This window comes from Bradyrhizobium semiaridum (genome assembly GCF_020329505.1).
Taxonomy (GTDB): Bacteria; Pseudomonadota; Alphaproteobacteria; order Rhizobiales; family Xanthobacteraceae; genus Bradyrhizobium; species Bradyrhizobium semiaridum.
Genome location: NZ_JAGKJJ010000120.1, coordinates 1 through 599 on the forward strand (window position 1 = coordinate 1; position 599 = coordinate 599).

The window sequence follows — 599 nt, forward strand, 5'->3', positions numbered from 1 at the left end:
CGCGATCTCAAGTGCGGGCGGGATCAGCTTCGACGAACTCGACGATCACTTCATGCTGCGCAAGCTGCCCGGCACTTTTGCCGCCGGCGAGATGCTCGACTGGGAAGCGCCGACCGGCGGCTATCTGTTGCAGGCGTCGTTCGCGACCGGCGCTGCGGCCGGGAAGGGCGCATTGAAGTGGTTGAACCTGTAGGATGGGCAGAGCGAAGCGAAACCCATCCTACGCGGTGCCACTCACTCCGATCCCGTCTTCGTCGCGAGGTCGGTGATGAAGCCGAGCACACCGAACGCGGCGGCGTCCACGGCCTGGAGTTTTGGTGGCTGGACCGCGGTCTGTGCGGTCGCCGCCGCTCCTCCGACCGCGCCGCCGATGAAGAACAGCGCCACGAACAGGCCGTTGATCCGGCCGCGCGCCTCCGGCCGCAACAGGTTGACGGCGCGGCGGCCGAGCGTCTGGTCGGTGGTGATGGCGAAATCGAGCAGCACGGCACCGATGCCAAGCAGCGAGAGAGCCGCGATCCGCGACTCGATCATGCCGGCCCAGGCGCACAGCGCGACTGCGGCGGCGATCAGAAGGTGCGAGACGATCAGGAGCGGCC

Annotated in this window: 1 protein-coding gene and 1 pseudogene; one reads left to right on the plus strand and one right to left on the minus strand. The window is 67.8% G+C overall.

Features of this window, described 5'->3' with window-relative positions; translation table 11 throughout:
* On the plus strand, positions 1 to 193 hold a 193-nt coding region (locus J6500_RS31785; RefSeq protein WP_225713910.1), incomplete at its 5' end, for an NAD(P)/FAD-dependent oxidoreductase.
* Between the two features lie 41 nt (positions 194 to 234).
* Here the strand turns inward: J6500_RS31785 and J6500_RS31790 are convergent.
* Positions 235 to 599: pseudogene (locus J6500_RS31790) on the minus strand (MFS transporter); the annotation flags it as partial.